This is a genomic window from Falcatimonas sp. MSJ-15, assembly GCF_018918265.1.
Taxonomy (GTDB): domain Bacteria; phylum Bacillota; class Clostridia; order Lachnospirales; family Lachnospiraceae; genus Falcatimonas.
In genome coordinates, this window is record NZ_JAHLQC010000004.1 from 226,046 (window position 1) to 247,623 (window position 21,578).

20 protein-coding genes are annotated in these 21,578 nt (G+C 34.2%); 1 reads left to right on the plus strand and 19 read right to left on the minus strand.

The window, feature by feature from the left end; genetic code table 11:
* Nucleotides 1–44: 44 nt before the first annotated feature.
* The 19 genes from KQI85_RS04685 to KQI85_RS04775 form a co-directional block, all read right to left on the minus strand.
* Nucleotides 45–242 (minus strand): flagellar FlbD family protein, encoded by a 198-nt coding sequence (locus KQI85_RS04685; RefSeq protein WP_216574932.1) that lies wholly within the window; start codon nucleotides 240–242, stop codon nucleotides 45–47.
* A gap of 316 nt (nucleotides 243–558) precedes the next feature.
* Complete coding sequence (locus KQI85_RS04690) at nucleotides 559–1,905, minus strand: flagellar hook protein FlgE (RefSeq protein WP_216574933.1); 1,347 nt, start codon at nucleotides 1,903–1,905, stop codon at nucleotides 559–561.
* Nucleotides 1,906–2,003: 98 nt separating this feature from the next.
* On the minus strand, nucleotides 2,004–2,408 hold the full coding sequence (locus tag KQI85_RS04695) for a TIGR02530 family flagellar biosynthesis protein (protein ID WP_216574934.1): 405 nt from the start codon (nucleotides 2,406–2,408) through the stop codon (nucleotides 2,004–2,006).
* A gap of 29 nt (nucleotides 2,409–2,437) precedes the next feature.
* Nucleotides 2,438–2,896: a flagellar hook assembly protein FlgD gene (locus tag KQI85_RS04700; protein WP_216574935.1), complete on the minus strand. Its 459-nt coding sequence runs from the start codon at nucleotides 2,894–2,896 to the stop codon at nucleotides 2,438–2,440.
* Between the two features lie 27 nt (nucleotides 2,897–2,923).
* Nucleotides 2,924–4,483, minus strand: a complete 1,560-nt coding sequence (locus tag KQI85_RS04705; protein ID WP_216574936.1) for a flagellar hook-length control protein FliK — start codon at nucleotides 4,481–4,483, stop codon at nucleotides 2,924–2,926.
* A gap of 202 nt (nucleotides 4,484–4,685) precedes the next feature.
* A complete protein-coding gene (locus KQI85_RS04710; RefSeq protein ID WP_216574937.1) occupies nucleotides 4,686–5,453 on the minus strand; it encodes a MotE family protein in 768 nt (255 codons plus the stop codon).
* Between the two features lie 2 nt (nucleotides 5,454–5,455).
* Nucleotides 5,456–5,911 (minus strand): flagellar export protein FliJ, encoded by a 456-nt coding sequence (gene fliJ, locus KQI85_RS04715; RefSeq protein ID WP_216574938.1) that lies wholly within the window; start codon nucleotides 5,909–5,911, stop codon nucleotides 5,456–5,458.
* Nucleotides 5,912–5,921: 10 nt separating this feature from the next.
* On the minus strand, nucleotides 5,922–7,238 hold the full coding sequence (gene fliI, locus KQI85_RS04720) for a flagellar protein export ATPase FliI (protein WP_216574939.1): 1,317 nt from the start codon (nucleotides 7,236–7,238) through the stop codon (nucleotides 5,922–5,924).
* A 28-nt stretch (nucleotides 7,239–7,266) separates the two neighbouring features.
* Entirely contained in the window at nucleotides 7,267–8,070 is an 804-nt protein-coding gene (locus KQI85_RS04725) for a FliH/SctL family protein (RefSeq protein WP_216574940.1), read from the minus strand.
* Nucleotides 8,063–9,070, minus strand: coding sequence for a flagellar motor switch protein FliG (gene fliG, locus KQI85_RS04730; RefSeq protein ID WP_216574941.1), 1,008 nt, complete (start codon nucleotides 9,068–9,070; stop codon nucleotides 8,063–8,065). The genes KQI85_RS04725 and fliG overlap by 8 nt, the downstream gene beginning before the upstream one ends.
* Nucleotides 9,071–9,076: 6 nt before the next feature.
* Nucleotides 9,077–10,675 (minus strand): flagellar M-ring protein FliF C-terminal domain-containing protein, encoded by a 1,599-nt coding sequence (locus KQI85_RS04735; RefSeq protein ID WP_216574942.1) that lies wholly within the window; start codon nucleotides 10,673–10,675, stop codon nucleotides 9,077–9,079.
* A 46-nt stretch (nucleotides 10,676–10,721) separates the two neighbouring features.
* Nucleotides 10,722–11,048, minus strand: a complete 327-nt coding sequence (locus KQI85_RS04740) for a flagellar hook-basal body complex protein FliE (RefSeq protein ID WP_216574943.1) — start codon at nucleotides 11,046–11,048, stop codon at nucleotides 10,722–10,724.
* Between the two features lie 14 nt (nucleotides 11,049–11,062).
* A complete protein-coding gene (gene flgC / locus KQI85_RS04745) occupies nucleotides 11,063–11,512 on the minus strand; it encodes a flagellar basal body rod protein FlgC (protein ID WP_216574944.1) in 450 nt (149 codons plus the stop codon).
* A 77-nt stretch (nucleotides 11,513–11,589) separates the two neighbouring features.
* Nucleotides 11,590–11,994 carry a flagellar basal body rod protein FlgB gene (flgB, locus tag KQI85_RS04750; RefSeq protein WP_216574945.1) on the minus strand — a complete coding sequence of 135 codons (405 nt, stop codon included), beginning with the start codon at nucleotides 11,992–11,994 and terminating at the stop codon, nucleotides 11,590–11,592.
* Nucleotides 11,995–12,690: 696 nt separating this feature from the next.
* Nucleotides 12,691–13,461: a GTP-sensing pleiotropic transcriptional regulator CodY gene (gene codY, locus KQI85_RS04755; RefSeq protein WP_216574946.1), complete on the minus strand. Its 771-nt coding sequence runs from the start codon at nucleotides 13,459–13,461 to the stop codon at nucleotides 12,691–12,693.
* Nucleotides 13,462–13,639: 178 nt separating this feature from the next.
* The gene (topA, locus tag KQI85_RS04760; protein ID WP_216574947.1) at nucleotides 13,640–15,724 is read right to left on the minus strand and encodes a type I DNA topoisomerase; all 2,085 of its coding nucleotides are present in this window, start codon (nucleotides 15,722–15,724) and stop codon (nucleotides 13,640–13,642) included.
* 28 nt (nucleotides 15,725–15,752) lie between these two features.
* Nucleotides 15,753–16,853, minus strand: a complete 1,101-nt coding sequence (dprA, locus tag KQI85_RS04765) for a DNA-processing protein DprA (protein WP_216574948.1) — start codon at nucleotides 16,851–16,853, stop codon at nucleotides 15,753–15,755.
* 14 nt (nucleotides 16,854–16,867) lie between these two features.
* A complete protein-coding gene (locus KQI85_RS04770) occupies nucleotides 16,868–18,403 on the minus strand; it encodes a YifB family Mg chelatase-like AAA ATPase (RefSeq protein ID WP_216574949.1) in 1,536 nt (511 codons plus the stop codon).
* Between the two features lie 369 nt (nucleotides 18,404–18,772).
* Entirely contained in the window at nucleotides 18,773–19,852 is a 1,080-nt protein-coding gene (locus KQI85_RS04775; RefSeq protein WP_216574950.1) for a type IV pilus twitching motility protein PilT, read from the minus strand.
* A gap of 246 nt (nucleotides 19,853–20,098) precedes the next feature.
* Between KQI85_RS04775 and KQI85_RS04780 the strand changes: the two genes are divergently transcribed.
* Nucleotides 20,099–21,226 carry a glycoside hydrolase family 105 protein gene (locus tag KQI85_RS04780; protein WP_216574951.1) on the plus strand — a complete coding sequence of 376 codons (1,128 nt, stop codon included), beginning with the start codon at nucleotides 20,099–20,101 and terminating at the stop codon, nucleotides 21,224–21,226.
* Nucleotides 21,227–21,578: the final 352 nt, after the last annotated feature.

Genomic DNA, 21,578 nt, shown 5'->3' on the forward strand with positions numbered 1-21,578 from the left:
AACACCTTCCCGTCTTTTTTATCTATCTGAATTTTGATTGTTTTCTATACTTTTAACAAATTTGAAAATATTTCTTTTTTATATGCAATTACTTTGTTTTTTATATCTTCCTTACTCTCTTTTACTATAAGTTTTTTACCTGTAGTCAGTGTGACTACTGTATCCGGCGTCTCTTCCACCATCTCTATAAGTTCTGTGTTAATTAAAAATCTGGTATCATTAAATCGTGTTAATTCAACCATAGGCACCCCCAATTCTCCTCACTTATGCAAGGCTCATAGTTCATATTAATGCCGTATAACGACATTCTCTCTTATCCTTATATAGACTGTTACCTGTAAGTTATCACTAACAGGTAACAGTCACATTATTAAACTTATGTTACGTTTCGGCATATTTGCATAAGATTTGAATATCTTTTTTACAATTATTAACATCTAAGTGTTATAAACTGTATGTATTATGCCTATAGGTATGTCTATTATCTATCCTGCACCCTGTCTATATATCTTATTATTCTAACTTATCCATTCGACTTACTTACTACATCAGTCTTGATTATCTCTTAAGGTTAGTAAGTTCTTCTATCATCGTATCTGATACTGTGATAATTCTTGAGTTAGCCTGGAAACCACGCTGTGTTGTAATCATCTCTGTGAACTCTGTTGATAAGTCTACGTTAGACATCTCAAGTACACCTGTTGTAATTGAACCACCACCTGCTGATACATCTTCACCAATTCCATCGAATGTTCCTGAGTTCATTGTTGTCTGATACATTGTATTACCAACTGCTTCAAGACCTGCCGGATTATCGAATGTTGCTACTGCTATCTGACCTATACATACGTTATCACCATTACTATATGCTGCGATGATACGTCCATCAGTCTGAACACCAACACCTGTCATTTTACCAACTGCTTTACCATCACTTGTTGAATGTGTGCTTGTCTCTGTTGCTACTGATGTAAGTCCTGAGAGATCAAAGCTGATTGTCTGTTCTGTAAGATCTGAAATAGCTGTATCTTTCCATTTAATAGTCAACTTTTCCGGAGCGGTAGGTTCTTTAACTGCTCCTGTATCAGCATCAAACTTTAATGTTGTAAGTGCTGCTGCTTCTTTTGTTACATTTCCATCTGCATCCTTTTCTATTCCTAATGCTTTTGAATAATCTTCACCATCTGCTGATTTTAATGATGTTGGTGTAACAGTATACTCATTTGCTGTTTTTGTCTTTAAGACATTGAATGTTAATAAGTACTGCTGACCTACTGAATCATATATCTGTGCAGACATTGTAATTCCACCCGTATAACCATTAGCTGCATTATTATCTGCTACAAAGCTTGAATCACTCGCATTAATATTACCTGTAAATGATGTCTTCTCTGTCTTTGCTGCTTTTGTCTGTAACTTGTCTGCTGTCTTAATAGTAAGTTTTGATACTGTATCTTTTATTACATTACCATCTTTATCTGCCTGCCAGCCCATTACATTGTATCCATCACCATTAACTAAGTTACCTGCGGCATCTGTTGTGAATGCACCGGCTCTTGTGAAGTAGTTAACACCTGCTTTGTTAACAATGAAGAATCCATCACCTGACAATTTCATATCGAATGGGTTATCTGTTCTTTGTGAACCACCTTCACTTGTTATATTCTTAGAGATTGAACCAAGACTTACACCAAGACCTATCTGCTTAGCATTCTGTCCACCTGTTCCAGTTGTCTCATTAGGACCTGAAGCACTCTGTGTTGTCTGATAGAATACATCCTTGAATGTAACTGTGCTTGATTTGAAACCAACTGTATTAACATTGGCAATATTGTTACCTATAACATCCATCTTTGTCTGGTGTACTTTTAATCCAGAAACACCAGAATATAATGATCTCATCATAATAAAACGCCCTCCTGTTATCTTAGGGGCTGATAATTATATATATTCTGATCTCATCCGTCATTCAGAGATCTAAGCTTCCTTATCGGTCCGGCTTCTTATATAATTACTGCTCCATCAATATTAGTATATATATTCTCTGTATCTTTTGTATTATCCATTGCTGTTATAACTGTATTGCTTTTTGTATTAACTATAAATGCGTAGTTATCTAAGAGTACCAGTGATTCTTTGATTCCCTTCCTGTAAGCCTGTAAGGTTCCATCCTCTAATCTTTTAAGCTGTTCACCGGATAAACTAATATTACGCTCGTTAAGTCTTGCATCTGCATGTTTGGAGAATTTTAGTGTTGTATTCTCTCTGCTACTCTTTAACTCATCTAAGACTTCGTTAAAAGTCATGCCAGATTCGTTGACATTAACATCCGTTGTATTAATTTTTCTATTATTCAGGTATTGACTTGTCACCTGCTCGATGGAAGGGAAATTAGTATTATTAATCATATATAATGCCTCCATCTTTTATAAGACTATTAGAATTTATCTTTTATCTTATCCCAATAATCACTGTCAATTACTGTATCAAGGTCTTTAACATCATATTCTTTGCCATTAATTCCAAGATATGTAATACCTTCTTCTGATACTACATAATCAACTTTACCTGCTATATATCCTGTCTCACCATCTGCTGTCTGAGTCTTCATAATAACCTGCTTGCCTACAAGTTCTGTTGCGTGATTCTGCTGTAATGTATCACCCATATTCTGCATCTCTTCTACCTGTGAGAATGTTGCAAGCTGTGCTATATAATCTGTATTAGATGATGGTTCAAGCGGATCCTGATATTGCATCTCTGCTACAAGAAGCTGTAAAAAAGCATCTTTATCAAGTGAATTAGCAGTTGATGACTTTGTTGATGATATTGAATTCTTAGTATTAGTTGTATTAGATATTACTCCATTACTATCAACCGGTGCTATAATTGCCATATCTTATCACTCCTTTATATTTTTGTTTTATACAAAATAGTTAACTTTTGTATTATCAAGTTCTAATGGATTACGTCTTCGTATCTCTTCAGTACTTAGTTCTACTCCATCGCCTTCTCCTGTGATTCTCTCACCATTTTCATCAAATATTATCTTTGATGTCTTGTCTTTTTTACTCTCATCAGCTTCATGTCCTCGTTCATTCTGTTCAAGATTCTGCTCTAAGTTATGACTTGCTACTGCTACTTCTACAGATTCAACTTTGATTCCCTGATTATTAAGATTCTCTTTTAGCACTTCTATATTAGCTGCGATTGCATCTTTGGCTGCTTCTGTCTGTGCTGTTATGTTCGCTGTAATCACACCATTTTTAGCTGCTACTGTAAGATTAACTTTACCTAAAGTCTCTGGTGTAAGTGTAAGTTCAATGCTTCCTCCGTTAGAAAGTTCTTTTACTTTGGCTGATTCAAGTATCTGATTAATTATATCTAAAGATGTCTGTGTACTTTGGTATGTGCTTTTAGTACCTGTTAACATATCCTGTGTCATCACATTGTTAAGGTGGTCTGAAAGATTACTTACAAAATCACCTTTTATGTCATCATTATGTCCATGTCTTTGATTATCTTTACCGGCATCTGAAGAATTCTCATTATCTTTGGCTGTCTTAATCACATTCTTATCTGTATTCTCTATCTCTTCTGTCTGTGAATTATTATCTAACCTATAATCATCATTCTTTTCTATTCCTGATTCTTCATCATCTGCCTTATCGCTGATTATATGTACTGGTATGTCTGTTATCTCTTTTGCCGCATTGTTCTTAATATCTTCTAATGCAGTCTGCACTTTTTCTAATGTATTATCTGTTACATCTGTTGCTTTGATATCAAGTTCTGCCAAGAGCCTTTTAAGTTCTTCATCTGATATTCCAAGTTCTTCTGCACCTTGTGTAAGAATATCCTTAATATTATCCATTACATTACTAAACAGATTAGTCATATTCTCATCTGTTATTAATGCCATCTCATCTGTTCCTGTAAGTTCTGTAAGTATTTCTTTTACTTTTTCCGGATTGAATAAGTCTTCTATACTTATATCAAGTTCTTCAAATACCATAGTAATATCTTCTGCTGATACTTCCATGTCATCTGCTATTGTCTGATTAATAGTTGTTAAAAGATTCTGTATTATCTCTGCAAGTTTTGACATAAGTTTAGTATCTTCACTAATGTCTTTTGCAATATCTTTTACATCATCTGTATCTTCAACTATGTCAGTAGGAATTCTATCTTTTGAATCTGCTTTTTTTATTTTATCTGCAATAGGATTATTTGTATTATTAATAGATTCGTTAGATGTTACATCAGAAGTGGATTTTATAATATCTTTTGTATTATCTTTATTTCCATTAGTAAGTGTCTGTGTTATCTTGTTGATATTATTATTAGCACTACTATTAGCAGAAGTACTGATATTACCAAGATATCCGGCAAAATCGGTAATATTATTATTGCCTTTCATACTTTGCATAATGTTCTTTTGAATATCATTAACACTAGTATTCTTTACATTAGATACATTCATTGTCATTCCTCCTTTCTTACTTTTTACATAAAAACTATCTTTTTATATCGCATCAATATAATGTCTGGTTTTTATGCCTCTCTAATGTATTTTTTATTGTACCTGCATGGCAGTTGTACAATATGAATAGACTTATTAATTATCTTATATAACATATAATCTATAAGCACATTCATATTGCACAACTGCACTTTTGCAGGATTTAATTCGTAGTATTCTGAATTGGTTCCATAAGTGCTGTTATCTTGGCTGCAAGTAGTGGATCCATCTCGTCTAATATCGCAGCTCGCAGGTCTGTATCAAGATTCCATAATATCTTTTGTACTGTATCAAGATTACCTGTCATCTCTTCAAATACTTTTGCTACTGCTGCCGGGTCCATATTGCCATACGTCTCAGCATAATTCTTAATCTTCTCATCATATTGCTGCTGCTCTATTACTTTTTGGTATATCTGTGCAGCATTCTCAGGCTGTATTCCTTCATAGAATTTCTTATATTCATCTATATCGGGAGCTTTATCATTAAATACAACCTCATTATCAAACTCAGCAACTCTTTGCTGGAAAGCATTTTGATTATCTTCAAACACTTTAAGTCTTGTATTCTCTGATGTAAGATTAGCTATCTGTGCAAGGCTGTCTTCATTCTGTGTCTGAAGATTAGCATTCTCAACTTCAAGTTCTTTAATCTTGGCAATCGCCTCATCAAGTGTCTTATATGGGTATGAACTGTCAGCAATATCTTCATCTGTAACCGACTCTGGCAATATCTTGTTAAGAACCGGTACATTCTTAAGTATTGGTGTCATTACATTACTTCCAAAACCGCCAACATCAAGCTTTATTAACATGGCAAATATAGCGAGCCATACAAGAACTACAATAAAACCAATCACTCCCATTAAGACTTTGCTTGATTTTTTTTCTCCATCTTCAATTAATTCTTCATCATTCTTTTTCTTTGCCATTTTTATTCACCCGTCATATCCTTTTTATTAAATCTGTAACTTACAAGTTCGTCTATTTCCTTTTTCTCCTGTTCCTCTAATTCACGAAGGAAATCATCAAAAGCATGTTCCCTAAGTTTTTCGTATGTCTTTCTGTCAACCATAACGTCATTAAGTTTTATTCTTGCTGCTTCAAGATTTTTCTCTGCAACTCTTACTTCAACATATTGGCGTTTTATTTTTTCTTTAGTAACATCGATTGCTTTTTTGCAATTAACAATTGACAAAACATCAAGGACTGATGATGCAAGCTCTCTGTAATTATCTTCGTACTCATTCTTTTTATTAATAAGAGTTCTAAGCTTATCTTCTTCGTCATCAAGTTTCTTTCTTGCAAGACTATATGTTATCTTTGCCTGATCTTCCATCTGATACTTGATATCAAGAATATTCTGCATCTTATATACGAATTTTGCCATTTTCAATCACCTACTCAGCAAATATTTTTCCAAGAAGCTCTATAACTTCATCAAAAGTATATCTCTCATTAACATCCTGTAAGAGGAATTCGTTAATTGCTTCATTCTTTGAAATCGCATAATCTATACTCTTATTAGAACCACTCTTATATGCTCCAATGTTAATGATATCTTCTGCTTCCTGATATGTAGCAAGCGCATTTTTAAGTTTACCTGCCAATCGTTTGTGTTCAGGTTTTGCTACCTGACTCATTACTCGTGATATACTCTGAAGTACATCTATTGCGGGATAATGATTTTTATTTGCAAGTTTTCTTGACAGCATTATATGTCCATCAAGAATACTTCTTGCCGTATCTGTAATAGGTTCATTAAAATCATCGCCATCTACAAGTACTGTATATAGTCCTGTTATTGAACCTGTGTCTGAAGTTCCTGCTCTTTCAAGAAGTTTTGGCATCTCACTGTATACACTTGGTGGATAACCTCTTGTTACCGGTGGTTCACCGGAAGCAAGTCCTATCTCTCTTTGTGCCATGGAAAATCGTGTGAGTGAATCCATCATAAGTAGTACATCTTTTCCCTGGTCTCTAAAATATTCTGCTATTGCTGTTGCTGTCTTGGCAGCTTTATTACGAATAAGTGCCGGCTTGTCTGATGTTGCAACAACTACAACACTTCTCTTCATTCCTTCTTCGCCAAGATCTCGTTCTATGAACTCCCTTACTTCCCTTCCTCGTTCTCCGATAAGTGCAATAACATTAATATCTGCTTTAGTATTTCTTGCAAACATACCAAGAAGTGTACTTTTACCTACACCACTTCCGGCAAATATTCCTATTCTCTGTCCCTTTCCTACTGTTATAAGTCCATCTACTGCTTTTACACCTAATGGAAGAACTTCACTAATTATCGTTCTTGTCATCGGATCCGGTGGCATAGCATCAACCGGATATCTTGTCTCATATTCAAATGTTGAATTATCTATTGGTACTCCAAGTCCGTCAAGAACATTACCTAACATCTGCTCACCTACATTGACTTTAAGGCTTGAGTTAGTATTCTCTACCTGACATCCAAGTCCTATTCCTTCGACATTATCATAAGGCATCAGAAGTATTCTGCTATCTTTGAATCCTACTACTTCCGCTAAAATAAATTGATTAGGATCTTCGTTAGATATTATCCTGCATATATCATTCAGTTTGGCATCAGGTCCAACTGATTCTATTGTAAGTCCAACTATCTTAACAACTTTTCCTAATCTCTTTATATATGACTTATTTATCAAAGTTCTGTATTTTTCTACGTCTATTACATTTGACAAGTTATTCACACCCTTCTTATGTATATGATTATACGCAGCTTAACAGCTTAATATCTTTTATAAGATTCTCGAGTTGAATATCAAGACTGCAATCAAATATACCTACATCTGTCTCAATTATGCACTCATTTCTCTTTAGTGTTACATCTTCGAATATGTCTATGTTAGCACTATTACCACTTGCAGATGCTAAAGCTGTTATTCTCTCTTTATTATCTACAAGGAACTGGTAATCGTCTTTTGACACTCTTATGAGAAAATTGTGACTAAGTTCAACCTGACTCATTACGCTGTCTACAAGTGTAAGTATCATATCTTTTTTATCTTCAGCTATTGTATGAGTTACCTTATCAAATACGTCTACAAGCACATCTACAAGTTCTGGTTCCATCTGTTCTCTTTTGTGCCTGTAATCTTCTTCTAACTGTTTTTCTTTTTCTGTAAGTTCTGACTCCATCTGTTTGACTTTTTCAGTGCCTTCCTTATATCCTTCGTCAAAACCTTCCATTCTGCCATTCTCTCTTGCAAGATCTTTTAGCTTGTCTGCTTCAAGTCTTGCTTCTTTTAATATCTGCTCTGCCTGTTTCTTAGCTTCTTCAATTATGGCATCTGCTTCTTCTTTTAGTTCTTCTTCAGTCTTTGTTGCTTCTATTTCTTCTTTTGGTTTTTCGTCTAGCACTTCTACTTGTTTTATATTAAGTCCTGCTACAAACCCTTGTCCTTGCATATGAGTCTTGTAATATTCAATCTTTTCATTAACAAGATCATTGCTGTCTATAATTCTTGCATTTGATTTTTGAATTACATTGTTATATTTTAATAAATTAGACAACTAAATCATCACCTCCACCTCTTGCGACAACGATTTCACCAGCATCTTCAAGTTTTCTAATTATATTAACAATCTTCTGCTGTGCTTCTTCAACATCCTTGATACGAACAGGTCCCATAAAGTCCATATCTTCTTTGATCATTGCGGCAAGACGCTTTGAAAGGTTTCTGAATATAACATTTTGAACTTCTTCATTAGCATTCTTAAGTGCAACTGCAAGTTCATTGTTATCAACGTCTCTAAGTACTCTCTGAATTGCTCTGTCATCAAGTGAAAGAATATCTTCGAATACGAACATCTTCTTTCTGATCTCATCTGCAAGTTCTGGCTCATCAATTTCAAGAGTTTCCATAATATGTTTTTCTGTACTTCTGTCAACTGCATTGAGGATTTCAACGATTGAATCAACACCACCGATGATTGTGTAATCCTGATTAACAAGTGATGAAAGTTTTCTCTCAAGGACTTTCTCTACCTCTTTGATAATGTCTGGTGATGTTCTATCCATCTGGGCAATTCTCTTAGCAACATCTGCCTGTTTTTCAGGTGGAAGTGCTGCAACTACCTGAGATGCCTGTCCTGCTGACAGATATGATAATATAAGTGCTATTGTCTGTGGATGTTCATCCTGTATAAAGTTAAGTAACTGTGACGCATCTGTTTTTCTTAAGAATTCAAATGGTCTTACTTGTAAGCTGGCTGTAAGTTTTGATATAACATCCATCGCTTTATCAATACCAAGTGCCTTTTCAAGAAGGTCTTTTGCGTATGTAATACCGCCTTCTGCAATATACTGCTGTGCGATACATATCTCATAGAATTCATTTAACACTTCATCTTTTAATTTTGGCGATACGCTATTTGTATTAGCTATCTCAAGTGTTAACTGTTCTATCTCTTCTTCTTTAAGATGTTTAAATATTTTTGCTGATTTCTCCGGTCCTAATGTGATTAGCAATATAGCTGCTTTTGCTACCCCATCTAATTCAGTCTTTGCCATATGTTATCACTCCCATCCTTCATTTAGCCAGTTTCGTAATAATAATGCCACTGCTTCCGGATTCTCATCCACAAACTTCTCAATGGCAATTCTTGTATCTGATTTTTCTTGTACATCTATGTTACCAATCTTCTCAGCTTCCTGTGTTGCTGTAAGAAGGTTCTCTACTGATATCTCCGGTTCTTCTTCTGTAACTGCTACTGGTGTTGCTGTCTTAAATACTACAAATCCAAGCATAAGTACTATAAGTACAGCAAGTATTATCTGAATATAGAATGATATCGGTCTTGCACTTGACTGTGCATCCTGGAATACTGGTATCTCATAAGCTAAGAATGATATATTCGCAGTTGGAATACCACATCCCATTGATACAGCATTTATAAGTTCGGCATCTACATCCTGCTTAACTTTATCTCTGTTAGCTACCTTGAATTCATCCCATGTCATATTATCAAGTGCTCCTGATTTTTTAACTTCATCCTCTTTATATAATCTATATGATGTAGCTATCAGTGAGATATTTGAATTATTCCATGTAACAGTTCCTGCTGCTTTATCTGTTGTTGTAACAAGCTGGTTTACAAGGTATTTGTACTGTGCAAGCTTATATGTACTATCGCTTGAACCATCAGTTATCATATAATCTGTATCTTCATCATTAGAAGTTGTTCCAGGAACTCCACCTGTTGTAGTTCCGCCTGTCTGGTCTATTGTATATGAACTATCATAATATCCCTGCTTCATTCCATCTGGTACTGAATAGTTAATCTCTTGTGTATTAACTTTATCAAAATTAACATCAAGATTAGATACTATCTTAACATCATCATATATCTCCGAACTTAATATAATACTTCTTATATTGTTATTAACAGCTGATTCCATCTCTTCTTTGTATGCCTGATTGCCTGTAGCATTACCAATTGCTGAATTATCGGCATTGCCAGAGAATATCACATTGGCATTGCTGTCAATTACAAATATATTCTCAGTTGTAGCATTACCAACTGCTGTTTTTAAAAGATTACCTATACCTGCCTTAGCACTCTCTTCAAGTGGTGCACTAAGTGTAAGTGTTACTGCAACTGATGTCTCCTCATCACTTGCAAGTATAGATGTAGTTGTATCAGGAATTGTAAGTTCCACTGTTGCCGCTTTGATATTCTCTATATGGCATAACAGTGTTGCTATTTTTTCTTCCAGATATTTTTTATACTTTCTATTTGTATTCGCCTCAGTTTCACTGAAACCGCCATTTAACGCATCTTCTAGCGTATATCCGGCTGACGGAATATCATTATATCCTAATAACAATTGTGCATCTATCAGATCTTTTTTCTCTACATATATGGTCATTGCACCATCACCGACTTTGTTATTAATCCCATTTTCATCAAGGAGCGTTTTTACTTCTGATGTTTCACTAGTCGTCTCACATTTAGCAAGAAGGGTATATGATGGTCTTGACAATACAAATCCCAATATACTAAGTGATGCAACCAATACCACTGCAACTGCTATTATTATGATTTTTTGTTTCTTCTCATATTTATTCCATATTTCAAGAAGCTGACTCGGTATTTTTTTTAGTCTATCGCCCATTCTGATTCTCCCTTACATTAATTAGTTACTTATAATGCCTTTCTGTTTATATTGATAAATTCATTATCTGATTATATGCTTCAATCACTTTATTCTTAACAGCTACTGTATACTGTAATGATAAGTTGGCTTTATTCTGTGCCGCCTGAAGTGTATGCGTATTAGTATCAAATCCCATTGCAAAGTTCATCTCTGCTTCCTGTGCTGCAATCTGATAATCATTAGTGGTATTAAGCATATCTAATGCTGAATTAAATAAGCTTTGAAAAGAATCATTTTTATTTGGATTAACTGTTGTCTTAGAATTCATATCTGATACAATCTGATTAAAACTATCAAATTGTGTGCCTGATACTGTATTAAATAAACTCATGTCCATCTCCCCCCTTATTCACCAATCTGTAATCCCAGTAATGCGATGCTCTTACTTGCATTAAAAGCTGTTGTATTAGCTTCGTAAGCTCTTGATGCATCTATAAGGTCTGTCATCTCTGTTACTGTATTAACATTAGGATATGATACATAGCCATTCTCATCTGCATCAGGATGTGATGGTTCATATACCATCTTTTCAGGTGTTGTAGTATCTTCTGTTATCTGTGATACTTTTACACCTTTTCCAACTGCTCCGTCTGCTCCCATCTGCACGCTTAATGCCTGTGCAAAAGTTGGATAATTAGCTTTTTCAGCAAATACTACTTCTTTTCTCCTATATGGTGTTCCATCGGATGTCCTTGTTGTATTAACGTTAGCAATATTCTCTGAGATAACGTCCATTCTAAGTCTTTGTGCTGTCATTCCCGATGTGCTAATATTTAATGCATTAAATATTGACATATTACCCTCTCCATTCTTTTATTTTTCTACTGATGTATTATTCTTTTGCGATATAACATTCTATATCAGATATACTCTTAACTTAATACCGACTTAATTCTATCAAATTCAGCTGTCATGCTGTCGGTAAGTGCCTGATATCTAATCTGATTGGATGCAAGTTCTGCCTGCTCTGTTTCCATTGATACATTATTGCCATCCTGTCTGTATGAAAGTGTTGCCATATCTGTATAAGTTGTTGAATTAAGAGTATTAAGATTAAGATTCTTGACTGTCTTATCAAGTGAATTATAATCCGTAGTTCCTGCTTTCGAACCTAACAACGCTGACTGTAGATATGTCTCAAATGTAACATCCTGTCTTTTGTAGTTTGGTGTACTACTGTTTGCCATATTATTTGCAAGTACTTCATTTCTCGTCCAGCTCGCATCAGCCGCCTTATTCAATACATTTATATAGCTAAATACTCCTGAATCAATCATACAAACATCCTCCATATCTTGTTTTTTATGTGATTTCACTTCTCATTTTTTATTTTTATATACACTTTCGATTCAAAACCACTTTTTTCGACCTTAAAAACCCCTAATCTAATTATAAAATAATTATTCTGTTTTTCAAGGTTTTTTTATGTTTTTCTCACACAATTTTGATAAGTTCATCATAATTTGTAGGTTTCATGTCGGTTAAATGTACTAAATTTTGTTTTTCTTTCTAGTACTTTAGTACCTTATGCTGTTACTTTTGTATTATGTTACTTTTATACTTTTTCTATTTCGACAGATGCATCAATTAATTTAATGGAAGTTTTTAAAGAAATTTAATACTTTTTACTATTATGCACGTTTTATAAAATACATATCTCAATTTTATAAAACAAGGTTTTGCAAAACCTCAATCTATTCAAAAATTTTCGCCCTGGTATTGACAAAGAATCAAAATTACACCCTCATTCTGACAGCCGGATATTTATCAGATACCTTTATAACTGATATTGGCAAAGAACTGACAAAGAGTCGACAAAGAGCTGGCAAAGAGCCTACAAATATGTACAAAAAAGAGCCATACATAATTGCTATGTATGACTCTCTTATTACAGTTTACTTCAAGAATTAATCATTCTCTAATCTCTTTATAAAAGACTGACATATTATATTCTATGAATCTTATCCTGTATATTATTTACTTACTTTTTTGAGTTCATCAAATACTACATCATTAAGAACTTTAATATATGTTCCTTTCATTCCTGATGATCTTGATTCAATAACTCCAGCACTTTCGAACTTACGAAGTGCATTAACAATAACTGATCTTGTAATTCCTACTCTATCTGCAATCTTGCTTGCTACAAGAATTCCTTCATTACCATCAAGTTCCTCAAAGATATGAGTAATTGCTTCTAATTCTGAGAATGATAATGTACTGATTGCAGAACGTACAATATGAACTTTTCTTGATTCTTCTGCACTTTCTTCTTTTACAGATCTCATCATCTCAAGACCAACAACTGCTGTACCATATTCGCTAAGAATAATATCATCTATCTCATACTGACTGTCACATTTGTAGATAAATAATGTTCCAAGTCTTTCTCCGGCAATATCAATAGGAGTGATAATTGCCTGATACTTTCTAATGTCTTCTTCTTCAAATCCTAAAGTTGCTAAATTAACATTTTCTTTTGTAGATAATACACCTAATAGTCTTTCATTGAGCATATGGTCTATATATCCGCCTACTTCATCATCAATAAGTTCTTTGATCTCTTCAACACCTTCACGAATGCTTACGCCAAGTACTTTTCCTTTCTTACTAATGACAAGAATGTTTGATTCCAAAATATCACTCAAAACTTCACAGATATCATTAAATACCACTTTGTGGGAATTGTTATTGTGTAATAATTTGTTGATTTTCCTAGTTTTATCCAATAACTGAACGCTCATTGTTTTCCTCCTTAATATATCAAAAAAGGTTTTTTTATTCCTCTTATGAAATACTAACACACATCAAGGAATTATGCAATAGTTATATACATTTTTTCTTTTTTTTTCACAATTAAAACACAATTGTACTTTTTTACTATATATTGTTTCTTTTGTACTAGTTTCTATGAAATAAGTACTACTTTTTTTCTTCATTATCGGACTTATTACCTACATAACCACACTTCTCATCAGCACACATTACTTTGTTGCCTTTTTCAACCATATAGCCTCCACATACAGGACATTTTTCTTTGTATGGTTTTTGCCATGACATAAAATCACAGTCCGGATAGCCTTCACATCCATAATATCTTCTTCCTTTTTTAGTCTTTCTTATGACTATATCTTTTTGACACTTTGGACATTTTACGCCTATCTTCTCAAGATATGTCTTGGTATTGCGACACTCAGGGAATCCAGGACAGGCTAAAAACTTACCATGTGGTCCATATTTTATAACCATATTTCTTCCACATTCTTCACAGACTACATCTGTAACTTCATCTTCGATATTAACTGTCTCAAGTTCTTTCTCTGCATTTTTAACGGCTTCGTCAAGGTCTGGATAGAAGTTGCTTACTATTGTCTTCCAATCAATTGTTCCTTCTTCGACTTTATCAAGAAGTGATTCCATATTGGCTGTGAAATTAACATCAACTATTGATGGAAATGCCTTCTTCATGATTGTATTGATAGCTTCACCAAGCTCTGTAACATATAATGACTTTTCTTCCTTGATTACATATCTTCTCTGTATAATCGTAGTTATTGTCGGTGCATAAGTACTTGGTCTTCCTATTCCAAGTTCTTCAAGCGTCTTTACAAGTGCAGCTTCTGTATAATGTGCAGGTGGCTGTGTAAAATGCTGTTTTTTATCGAATTCACCCGGTATAAGCTCTGTATCCTTATCTATGCTCTTTACAAGTGCATTGTTCTGCTCTTTTTCTTCGTCTTCCTGTACATATACTGACATAAAGCCTTCAAAATCAAGTTTTGATGTTGATACTGTAAATCTATATCTGTCTGCTGCAATCTTAAGTGATGTTGTCTCATAGACTGCATTAGCCATTCTGCTTGCTGTAAATCTCTTCCAGATAAGCTGGTACAGTCTGAATAGATCTCTTGATAATGATTCTTTTACTTTAACTGGTGTTAATGTAATATCAGTAGGTCTTATAGCTTCATGTGCATCCTGTATCTTCTTACTCTTAGACTTTGTCTGTTCTGTCTCTGATACATATTTTTCACCATATATGTTCGATACATACTCTCTTGCAGCTTTATCTGCTTCTTCTGCTACTCGTGTTGAATCTGTACGAAGATATGTTATAAGAGCTATTGTTCCCATTCCTTCAATATCTATACCTTCATATAGCTGTTGTGCAAGTCGCATTGTCTTTTGTGTTGAAAAATTAAGTGTCTTTGATGCTTCCTGCTGCAATGTACTTGTTGTAAATGGAAGTGGTGCTTTTTTTATTCTCTCACCTTTTTTAATATCAGCAACTTTAAATTCTGACTTTTCAACAACTTCTAATATGTCATTCATCTCTTTTTCATTGTTTATTGCAATCTTGCCTTTTTCATCACCATAGAACTTTGCTATTACTGGTTTTTTCTCTCCTTTAGGTGTTATAGGTACATCAAGTGTCCAATACTCCTGTGGAATAAATGAATTAATCTCATCTTCTCTGTCACATATTATCCTAAGTGCAACAGACTGTACTCGTCCGGCACTTAATCCTCTTTTAACTTTACTCCATAGAACAGGGCTTATACTATATCCTACCATTCTGTCAAGTACTCGTCTTGACTGTTGTGCATCAACAAGATTCATATCTATCTTTCTTGCCTGTTTGATAGATGCTTTAACAGCATTCTTAGTAATCTCATTGAATGATATTCTGTGTATATCTTTATCTTCAAGTTTTAGTGCCTTTGACAAATGCCATGATATAGCTTCTCCTTCACGGTCAGGGTCAGTTGCGAGATATACTTTGTCTGCTTTCTTTACTTCTTTTCTCAACTTTGCAAGTATATCACCCTTTCCCCTTATAGTTATATACTTTGGTTCAAAGTTGTTCTCAAAATCTATTCCCATCTGACTCTTTGGCAAATCTCTTACATGTCCATTCGATGCTAACACTTCATAATTGGAGCCTAAAAACTTTTTAATTGTCTTCACCTTCGCAGGTGATTCCACTATTACTAGATAATGTGGCATACTCAATCCTCCCAAATCTGTTTCAATTTCAAATCTTAATATAATAATTATTTGATACTTTTCTTACAAGACCCATTACTTCAAGTTCTAAAAGTATTGCTGATACTTCCTTGGCTTTAAGTCCTACATCTTCAATTATATTCTCAATATTCTTTGTTTCTGAATAATCTAAATCAGAATACACCATTTTTTTATGGCTTTCAAGAGGAATATTATTTTTTTTGTTTTTATCTGCTTCACTTACCGGCTTATAACCCCCGTCTAATCCCAGTTCTTCTATAAGTTCTTCAATAGATGTGACAAGCCCTGCTCCACTTTTTACAAGTTTTAGACATCCATAACTTAGTGGATCTGTCATACGCCCCGGAACTGCATATACGTCTTTTCCTTGTTCAAGTGCCTGATCTACAGTTATAAGTGAACCGCTTTTCTTTCTCGCTTCAACTACTATCACTGCATCAGATATGCCACTTATTATACGATTTCTCATAGGAAAGTTGCCTTTTATCGGTCGCACACCCGGTGCATATTCTGATATAATTCCGCCATGATTGATGAGTTCTTCATACAATTCTATATTCTCTGTCGGATAACATATATCAGGCCCACATCCAAATACTGCAAATGTATCTGTCTGCCCTTTTAATGCACCTATATGGCTGAATGTATCTATTCCTCTTGCAAAGCCGCTTATAACCTGTCCGCCTGCATCAGAAACTGCTTTTCCTATAGTCTTTGCCATATATATTCCATAATCTGTACAATTTCTCGCACCAACTATTGCTATGCTTTTTCTGGTATTGTCGATTATTTTTCCTTTACAGTATATGCCAAAGGGATGGTCATATACCTGCTTTAATTTTTCTGGATATTCTTTTTCTTCTATATTAATGAAGCTGATTCCCAAATCTTTCATATTTTCGAATGACTTCTCCAATTTCTTAATATCTTTGCTCAAAATAATATTGGTCACATCATTCTCTGTTATCCTGCTAACCTTTGATAATTCATTAATCTTTGCATTAAATATTGCTTCAACATTTTCAAAATATTCAAGCAGATTTCTCTGTTTTACAATTCCGATTCCACGAATATTGCAAAACCAGTACCATAATAATTCTCTAGTCATAATCGTCCTCTCATCTATCTAATCTTATTATTTTCTACAGGTCTGTAACATGCTGCTTCGCTTATATGCTCTGTCTTAATAATCTCGCTTTCATCAAGATCTGCAATTGTCCTTGCTACTCTTATTATCTTGTAATATGCTCTCGCACTAAGGTTTAGTTTTTCAAAAATATTATCAAGAAACTCTTCTGTTTCTTTTTCCATCTTACAGTATTTTTTAATATCTTTTGAACTTATCTGGGAATTAAAGCTATATGATGTGTTTGTATACCGCTGCTTTTGAATTGCTACAGCTTTCTCGACTCTTTTTCTTATATCTTCTGATGTCTCTTCTTCTGATGAATTATGTCTAAGATCTGTTACTTCTATCTTCGGTGCTTCGACACAGATATCTATTCTGTCCATTATAGGTCCGCTTATTCTATTATAATAGCGTTCTATCTCATTCGGTGTGCAATGACATTTTACTCTGTCAGGATAATATCCGCATCTGCATGGATTCATCGCTGCAACAAGCATTATATCTGCAGGAAATACATAATTACCATTGACTCTTGATATTAATATTGTTCTGTCTTCAAGCGGCTGTCTTAGTGTCTCTATTGTAACCGGTTTGAATTCTGCAAATTCATCAAGAAAAAGCACTCCTTTATGTGCAAGACTTATCTCACCCGGTTTAGGATTAATTCCACCTCCAGACATCGCAGTTGGCGAAGTTGTATGATGTGGTGCTCTGAATGGCCGCTGTGTTATAAGTCCATCAATCGATTCACCAACAGCACTATATATACTTGTAATCTCTAAGCTTTCACTAAGCGTAAGTTTTGGAAGTATTGTCGGAATTCTTCTTGACACCATAGTCTTTCCTGAACCAGGTGGTCCGATTATAAGAAGATTATGCATTCCTGTTGCTGCTATCTCTGCTGCTCTTTTTACTCCAGCCTGACCTATTATGTCTGAAAAATCACCATTGCCAAAATAATCTCTTATACCATCTTCAAACAATCTGTCTGTATTAATAAGTTCCGGTTCTTCAAGTAATGGATTATTAAGTACTTCTACTAACATCTTAAGACTGTCCACACCTATTACACGAACTCCTTCAACAACAGCTCCCTCATTTGCATTTTGCTTTGGAACAAAGCATTTTATTATACCACTTTCCTGTGCCTTTACTGTAACTGGTAATACTCCTTTTACCGGTCTTATCTCGCCATTAAGACTTAATTCACCTAAAAAAAGTGTATCCTTAAGACTTTCTTTTGGCACTATTCCGATTGCACCAAGAAGTGCCACTGCTATTGACAGATCGTACCCTCCTCCTTCTTTTCTCACATCTGCCGGTGATATATTAATTGTAATTCTCGATGGTGGAATTACATATCCTGAATTACGGATAGCAGTTCTCACTCTCTCTTTTGCCTCTCTAACGCCACTTCCAAGACATCCTACCATATCAAATGATGGCAGACCTGTGCTTATGTCAGCTTCTACGTTAATAATCATTGCTTCAACGCCATGTAAAACGCTGCTAAATACACTGCATAACATTATTTTTTTCTCCTGTTCTTTTGTTTTTTATTTTTTTGGAATATTTTTGATCCTTAGATAATGTTGAAATATTTTAGAAAACAGTTTTGGTATAATATTTATGACATACTGTTAATTGTGAACTACCCATCATCTGAAGGTATGGGTTTTATACTCTGGCTTATAAAAATACCTTTGCTATTCTATCATACCACTTCATTCTTAACAAGTATAATTTTACAACTTAGAATAATCATATCTTTTTATCTTACATAATACATATTTTCACAGGTTAAAAACTCTTTTTTGTGACTTAAAGACAACTTAGGAAATTCTATAATCTATAATAGAACTTCCTAAATCATCCAATTATCTGTCAGGTCTTATCTTTTATTTTTTATATTTTTGTTCAAGTAACTCGATTGTCTTCTCCATAAGCTGTGGATCTTTTGCAAAATTAATGGCACTGTCTTTGGTTATCTCTCCTCTTGCATATAAGAGAAGTATTGAATCATCCATTCTTCTCATTCCTGATTTTTTACCATTTTTTATCACATCTTCTATCTTCTCTGACTGGTTAGTCTTAATGAGCGTCTTTATCTCTTTGTTAGCAAACATCATCTCAAATACTGGTATTCTCTTTGTCTTATCTTTAGATGGAATAAGCTGCTGTGATACTATTGCTCTTATTACTGCTGCAAACTGTACTCGCACCTGCTGCTGCTGATTAGTTGGAAACACTTCTATTATTCTCTCAATTGTATCTACTGCTCCAATTGTATATAATGTTGAGAATACAAGATGTCCACTCTCTGCTGCTGTTATCGCAAGAAGAATTGTCTCCGGATCTTTTAATTCTCCAACGAATAGTACATCTGGATCTTCCCTTAATGCCGCTGTAAGTGCTTCGCTATAAGAGCTTGCATCCATACCAATCTCTCTTTGATTAACCATTGAACACTTATGTGTATGAAGATATTCAATAGGATCTTCAATTGTAATAACATGAAGATTACGATTTTCATTAACCATATCTATTATTGATGCAAGAGTTGTCGATTTACCACCACCGGCAGGTCCGGTAATAAGAATGAGTCCTCTGTTTTTCTTATATAACTCTATGGCCTCATTAGGAAGTCCAAGTGATGCCGGCTGTGGAATGTCACTTCCAACAACTCGAAGTGCGGCTGCAATAGAACCTCTTTGCTTAAATACACTTACTCTATATCTTCCTAGTGACGGAATTGCAAAAGAAAAATCAACCTGTCCTTTTTCTTCAAGCTGTTCCTGCTGTTTTTTATTCATAAATTCGCTTATTATCTTTGATGTGTCTTCTGGTAAAAGACAGGGATAACTCATATTGACAAGCGACCCATTTATTCTCATCTTTGGTGGTATTCCTACTGTAATATGTACATCTGATGCATTCTGTTCTTTTGCTGTTCTAAGTAATTCTTCTATTGTTACCATCTCAATCCCCCATTTTTGTTAATACTGTCAGTAATCATCCTATAGTTGCTATTATGCTTCGTGTTCTATTTTTTGAAATTCAATAAAAATACCTGCTTTTATTTCTAATTACCACTTTCATGTATATCTAAACACGTCTTTATATTATATTATCGAATTTTTTATAAATAATCTAAACAAAATCATTTACAAAAAATTATTGTTTGGGTATTATTAATGTAGATTTTATTTAAAGGAGATTATAATATGGATACTATTGTTAGGTATATTGATGAACTTATGGAAAAAAGTACTCCAGACAGACCTATCTGGAATATTGAAAAAATTCTCCAGGGCATCAAATCAAAATGGAATTATATCGATGGATGCATGATTAAAGCTATCCTTGAGATGTATTCAATTACAGGCGATAAGAAGTATTTTGAATTTGCTGATAATTTTATTGATCACAAAGTAATGGAAGATGGTTCAATTGACGGATATTCTGTTGAGGAACTTAACATTGATAATGTTAATGCCGGCAAGACTTTATTTGAATTATATGACCTTACAGGCAAAGAAAAATACAGAAAAGCTATTGATCTTGTATATAGCCAGATTGGTCAGATGCCAAGAACCAAAGAAGGTAACTTCTGGCACAAGAATATCTATCCTAATCAGGTATGGCTTGATGGTCTATATATGTGTCAGCCATTCTATATGGAATATGAGACACGTTTTAATAATAAAAAGAATTATGATGATATCTTTAATCAATTCTTTAATGTAAACAGACTTATGAGAGATTCTGAGACAGGTCTATACTATCATGCTTATGATTCTTCAAGACAGATGTTCTGGTGTGATACAGTTACAGGACTTAGTCAGAACTTTTGGTTAAGAGCTCTTGGCTGGTATTCAATGGCTCTTCTTGATACACTTGATAAGTGTGATCCTTCTGTTGGTGAACCATACGAGAGACTTAAATCTATCTTCGTAGACCTTATGGATTCACTTTTAAAATATCAGGACGAAAGTGGTATGTGGTATCAGGTTGTTAACCTTGGTAATATGGAGAAGAACTATCTTGAGACAAGTGGAAGTTCAATCCTTGCATATGCTTTATTAAAAGGTGTTCGTCTTGGATTCCTTCCTGAGAGTTATACAGAATATGGACTCAAAGCATTCAATGGTATATGTGACAAATATCTTACAACTGATGAAGATGGAAGTCTTCACCTTGATGGTATATGTCTTGTTGCCGGACTTGGTGGCAAGCAGATGCGTTCCGGAACATTTGACTATTATATGTCAGAGCCAGTCGTAAAAGATGATGCCAAAGGTGTTGGTCCATTCCTTCTTGCATATACAGAAGTCTTACGTTTAAAAAAATAAAACATATATAGACTATTAACTAGTCATGTATATGTCTACATAAAAGTTCTATAGATAAAAGTTTTTTAGATAAAAGTTCTTTAGGTAAAAGTCTTTTACACAAAAGTTCTTTACATAAAAGTTTTTTATCAAGAGCAATATTAAAAAGGGTTGTCTAATCAAGCAAAAATGCTACAATATATGATTTTTATTCAATAGTTGAATTTTCATATATTGTAGCGATTTTTCGGCTCTTTGTCAAGAGCGGGGGTAAAATCCCATATTGGAAACCTGGTGCATAAGCATCAGGTTTCTTTAATATAACTAAGTCGTTGATAGCAAAATTCTATTTCTAAAATTCTCAAAGTTACGG

What these genes read in the sequence shown, in the direction of transcription:
- KQI85_RS04780 (WP_216574951.1), top strand. Translation starts at nt 20,099, where the DNA reads ATGGATACTATTGTTAGGTATATTGATGAACTTATGGAAAAAAGTACT.
- KQI85_RS04775 (WP_216574950.1), bottom strand. Translation starts at nt 19,852, where the DNA reads ATGGTAACAATAGAAGAATTACTTAGAACAGCAAAAGAACAGAATGCA.
- KQI85_RS04705 (WP_216574936.1), bottom strand. Translation starts at nt 4,483, where the DNA reads ATGAATGTATCTAATGTAAAGAATACTAGTGTTAATGATATTCAAAAG.
- flgB (WP_216574945.1), bottom strand. Translation starts at nt 11,994, where the DNA reads ATGATTGATTCAGGAGTATTTAGCTATATAAATGTATTGAATAAGGCG.
- fliJ (WP_216574938.1), bottom strand. Translation starts at nt 5,911, where the DNA reads ATGGCAAAATTCGTATATAAGATGCAGAATATTCTTGATATCAAGTAT.
- KQI85_RS04695 (WP_216574934.1), bottom strand. Translation starts at nt 2,408, where the DNA reads ATGATTAATAATACTAATTTCCCTTCCATCGAGCAGGTGACAAGTCAA.
- codY (WP_216574946.1), bottom strand. Translation starts at nt 13,461, where the DNA reads ATGAGCGTTCAGTTATTGGATAAAACTAGGAAAATCAACAAATTATTA.
- topA (WP_216574947.1), bottom strand. Translation starts at nt 15,724, where the DNA reads ATGCCACATTATCTAGTAATAGTGGAATCACCTGCGAAGGTGAAGACA.
- KQI85_RS04770 (WP_216574949.1), bottom strand. Translation starts at nt 18,403, where the DNA reads ATGTTATGCAGTGTATTTAGCAGCGTTTTACATGGCGTTGAAGCAATG.
- flgC (WP_216574944.1), bottom strand. Translation starts at nt 11,512, where the DNA reads ATGTCAATATTTAATGCATTAAATATTAGCACATCGGGAATGACAGCA.
- fliG (WP_216574941.1), bottom strand. Translation starts at nt 9,070, where the DNA reads ATGGCAAAGACTGAATTAGATGGGGTAGCAAAAGCAGCTATATTGCTA.
- KQI85_RS04685 (WP_216574932.1), bottom strand. Translation starts at nt 242, where the DNA reads ATGGTTGAATTAACACGATTTAATGATACCAGATTTTTAATTAACACA.
- KQI85_RS04735 (WP_216574942.1), bottom strand. Translation starts at nt 10,675, where the DNA reads ATGGGCGATAGACTAAAAAAAATACCGAGTCAGCTTCTTGAAATATGG.
- KQI85_RS04740 (WP_216574943.1), bottom strand. Translation starts at nt 11,048, where the DNA reads ATGAGTTTATTTAATACAGTATCAGGCACACAATTTGATAGTTTTAAT.
- dprA (WP_216574948.1), bottom strand. Translation starts at nt 16,853, where the DNA reads ATGACTAGAGAATTATTATGGTACTGGTTTTGCAATATTCGTGGAATC.
- KQI85_RS04710 (WP_216574937.1), bottom strand. Translation starts at nt 5,453, where the DNA reads ATGGCAAAGAAAAAGAATGATGAAGAATTAATTGAAGATGGAGAAAAA.
- KQI85_RS04690 (WP_216574933.1), bottom strand. Translation starts at nt 1,905, where the DNA reads ATGATGAGATCATTATATTCTGGTGTTTCTGGATTAAAAGTACACCAG.
- KQI85_RS04700 (WP_216574935.1), bottom strand. Translation starts at nt 2,896, where the DNA reads ATGGCAATTATAGCACCGGTTGATAGTAATGGAGTAATATCTAATACA.